The organism is Candidatus Methylomirabilota bacterium, from assembly GCA_035936835.1.
Taxonomy (GTDB): domain Bacteria; phylum Methylomirabilota; class Methylomirabilia; order Rokubacteriales; family CSP1-6; genus AR37.
The window spans coordinates 1-3,277 of the sequence record DASYVT010000167.1; the positions used below are offsets into that span (position 1 = coordinate 1).

Here is a 3,277-nt window from a genome sequence, read left to right on the forward strand (position 1 = left end):
CGAATCCCGAGCCTGCTGGCGGCGGGAATCGCGCTCGGGCTCGTCGAGACGCTCGGCGTCGCGTGGGCGGGGCCCGGCTGGCGCGAGACCCTGGTGGCGGCGGCGCTGCTCCTCTCGCTGATGGCCCGCGGCGGCAGCCTCGCCCGCGGGATGACAGCCGGCGGCCACCCACGATGAGCGGGAAGCGCTCGGGACTCGTGGCGGCGACGGCGCTGCTCGCGCTCTTGCCGGCCGCCGGCCTTCCTCCCTACTACCTGCATCTGCTTGCGACCGCCTTCGTCCTTGCCACGCTCGCCTCGGCCTGGAGCGTTCTTGCCTGGGGCGGGCAGATCTCCTTCGGCCAAGCGGCCTTCTTCGGGGTGGGCGCCTATGCCGCGGCCCTCGCCGCGATCCACGGCGTCGCATCGTGGGCCGGGCTCGCGCTCGGCGCCGCTGCCGGCGCGGCAGCGGGTGCTCTCGTGAGCGTGGCGGCCCTCCGGCTCCACGGCGCGCCGCTGGCGCTGGCCACGCTCGCCTGCGCTGAGATCGGCCGGGGCATCGCGCTCAACTGGGAGCGGCTGACCGGGGGCGGCGCGGGGATCGTCGGTATCCCCGCCCTGCCGGGCCTCGCGTCGTCACCGCGCGCCGCCGCCTACTACCTGGCGCTCCTCCTGCTGACCATCACGCTCTCCGTCTTCACATGGATGACCGGATCGCGGCTGGGGCTGGCGCTCGCCGCCGTGCGCGAAGATTCGGAGCGGGCGAGCCTGCTCGGCGTCAACCCCTGGACCTGGAAGCTCGCCGCCTTCGCGCTCTCAGGCGGGCTCACCGGGGCGGCCGGCGGGCTCTACGCCCACATGGTGCGCGTCGTGGAGCCCGATCTCGTGTTCAGCTCCTGGTACTCCCTGGCCCCGCTCATCATGGCGACGCTCGGCGGGCCGCGCACCGCGCTGGGCCCCGCCGCGGCGGCCGTCGGCCTCTACCTCGCGAGCGAGCTCGTGCTCCAGCCGTTGCTCCCCGCGCTCCACCAAGTCGGGTACGCGCTCGCGCTCATCGCCGCCGTCCTCTTCCTGCCGGGGGGACTGGGCGGGCTCGTCGAGAGGCGCCGCCGTGCCGCTCCTTGAAGGCCGGGGCCTCTGCGTGGACTATGGCCGCGTCCGCGCTCTCGACGGGGTCGACATAGCAGTCGAAGAGGGGCAGGTCATCGGCCTGCTCGGCCCGAACGGCTCGGGCAAGACCACGCTCCTCAATGTCCTGGGCGGACTGCTCCGCCCGACGGCGGGCGCGATCCGCTTCGACGGCGCCCTCGTCACCGGCAGACCTCCCTGGGCCTTCGGCAGGCTCGGCATCGGGCGCACCTTCCAGATCCCACGCCCCTTCGCGGGGCTGACCGTCCTGGACAGCGTTCTCGTCGGTGTGACTCTCAGCAAAAGGCGGAGGCTCATTCGCGCCGCGGATCGCCGCCGCGAGGGCGAGCGGCTCCTGGCCATCGTCGGGCTCGACCTCAAGGCGGGCGCGCTCTCGAGCGAGCTCTCGCTCGGGCAGATGAAGCGCCTCGAGCTGGCCGTGGCGCTGTCCACCCGCCCGCGCCTCCTCCTGCTGGACGAGCTCGCGTCGGGGCTGTCGCCGCAGGGCCGCGGCGAGGTGCTGCGCTTCTACGCGCGGCTGAGGGAGCGCGGGATTACCATCGTCGCCGTCGAGCATTCCATCGGCACGCTCGCGAGCATTTCCGACCGCCTGATTTTGCTAAATGGCGGCGTGACCGCGGCCGAGGGCCCGGCCTCTGACATGCTCGCCTCGCCGCGCGTCGCCCAAGCGTATCTCGGCGGCGCCGATGAGTGAGCCGCGGCCGCTGATCAAAGCACGCGAGCTCCACGCCGGCTACGGCCTAGCGCAGGTGCTCCGCGGCGCCTCGGTGGACGCAGCCGGGGGCGAGATCGTCGTGCTTCTCGGGCCCAACGGCGCCGGCAAGTCGACGCTCCTGCGGGTGGTCGCCGGGCTTCTTCGTCCCACGCGCGGCAGCGTCCTCCTCGACGGCCTACCCCTCGGGCATTCGCCTCCGTGGGAGATCGCCGCGCGCGGGCTCGTCATGGTCCCCGAGGGCGGGCGCGCGTTCGAGCCGCTCTCGGTGCGCGAGAACCTGGAGCTGGGCGCCTTCCTCCCCCGCGCGCACGCGCGGGCGGACAAGACGATCCGGGAGGTCTTCGCGCTCTTTCCCATTTTGGAGACACGGCAGCGCGGGCGCGCCGAAAACCTCTCTGGCGGAGAGCGCCAGATGCTGGCGCTCGGGCGCGGACTCATGGCGTGCCCGCGGGTGCTCTGTCTCGACGACCCCTTCCTCGGCCTTGGGCGCGAAGTCGCGGACAAGGTCGGCGACGCCATCCGCGCCGTCGCGGCGCGCGGAGTCGCGGTGCTCCTGGCCGGCCAGCACGTGCGCCGGCTGCTCCGCCTCGCCCACCGCGGCTACCTGCTCGACGAAGGGCGCGTGGCGCTCGAAGGCAGCGGGCCCGCGCTCCGCGACGATCCCCGCCTCGCGCGCGCGCTGCTCGACGTGGGGCGCGACCTCAGCTGAGCACCCGAGTGGGGCTGAGCACCCGCGTGGGGCTGAGCACCCGCGTGGGCCTGAGCGCGCGCGTGGTATGCTCCGGCGGGTGAAAGCGAAATGGCTGCTCGTCATCCTGGCGCCTACCATGCTGCTGCTGGCCGGAAGCGTCCTCGCCCTCCTCTTCCTGCCGCATCCGGTCCCGAAGACCGCCACGGCCTTGCAGCGCGCGTATCTCACCCGCTGCGCCACCTGCCACGGCGCCAACGGCCGGGGCTCGTGGCGCGCGACCCTCTTCTTCATCCGGCCCCGTGACCTGACGGACCGCGACGCCATGTCCCGGCTTTCCGACGATTACCTCTTCGGCCTGATCAAGAACGGCGGGGCGACGATCGGCAAGCCCGGCATGCCCGCCTTCGGCTATCATCTGACCGACCCTGAGATCCGCGCGCTGGTCACGCATGTGCGGATGCTCTCGGCTCCCAAATAGCGCTCGTCACCGTATCCAGCCCGGAGGATTCCCCGATGACCACGGACCTGCTCGAGACGATCAAGGACGGCGTCGCGGTACTGACCATGAACCGGCCCGACCGGCTGAATGCGATGTCGCGCCCGATGCTGGACGCGATGCTGGAGGCCCTCCATCGGCTGGCGGATGACCCGGCGGTGGGCGCGGTCGTGCTCACGGGCGCGGGCCGCGGCTTTTGCGCGGGCGGCGACGTCAAGGCCATGGCCGAGGGCAACGAGCTCGGCGGC

General features: G+C 72.9%; 5 protein-coding genes. All 5 read left to right on the top strand.

The window, feature by feature from the left end; translation table 11 throughout:
* The first annotated feature begins 173 nt into the window (after positions 1-173).
* Positions 174-1,103, top strand: a complete 930-nt coding sequence (locus tag VGV06_15050) for a branched-chain amino acid ABC transporter permease (GenBank protein HEV2056463.1) — start codon at positions 174-176, stop codon at positions 1,101-1,103.
* Positions 1,090-1,821, top strand: coding sequence for an ATP-binding cassette domain-containing protein (locus tag VGV06_15055; protein ID HEV2056464.1), 732 nt, complete (start codon positions 1,090-1,092; stop codon positions 1,819-1,821). The genes VGV06_15050 and VGV06_15055 overlap by 14 nt, the downstream gene beginning before the upstream one ends.
* Positions 1,814-2,551 carry an ABC transporter ATP-binding protein gene (locus VGV06_15060; GenBank protein HEV2056465.1) on the top strand — a complete coding sequence of 246 codons (738 nt, stop codon included), beginning with the start codon at positions 1,814-1,816 and terminating at the stop codon, positions 2,549-2,551. The genes VGV06_15055 and VGV06_15060 overlap by 8 nt, the downstream gene beginning before the upstream one ends.
* Positions 2,552-2,630: 79 nt before the next feature.
* The gene (locus tag VGV06_15065; GenBank protein HEV2056466.1) at positions 2,631-3,011 is read left to right on the top strand and encodes a cytochrome c; all 381 of its coding nucleotides are present in this window, start codon (positions 2,631-2,633) and stop codon (positions 3,009-3,011) included.
* A 35-nt stretch (positions 3,012-3,046) separates the two neighbouring features.
* Positions 3,047-3,277: enoyl-CoA hydratase-related protein (locus VGV06_15070; GenBank protein HEV2056467.1), on the top strand; the 231-nt coding region annotated here is incomplete at its 3' end.

Excerpts from the sequence above, each read along its gene's own strand:
- VGV06_15060 (HEV2056465.1), top strand. The coding sequence starts at position 1,814 with ATGAGTGAGCCGCGGCCGCTGATCAAAGCACGCGAGCTCCACGCCGGC.
- VGV06_15050 (HEV2056463.1), top strand. The coding sequence starts at position 174 with ATGAGCGGGAAGCGCTCGGGACTCGTGGCGGCGACGGCGCTGCTCGCG.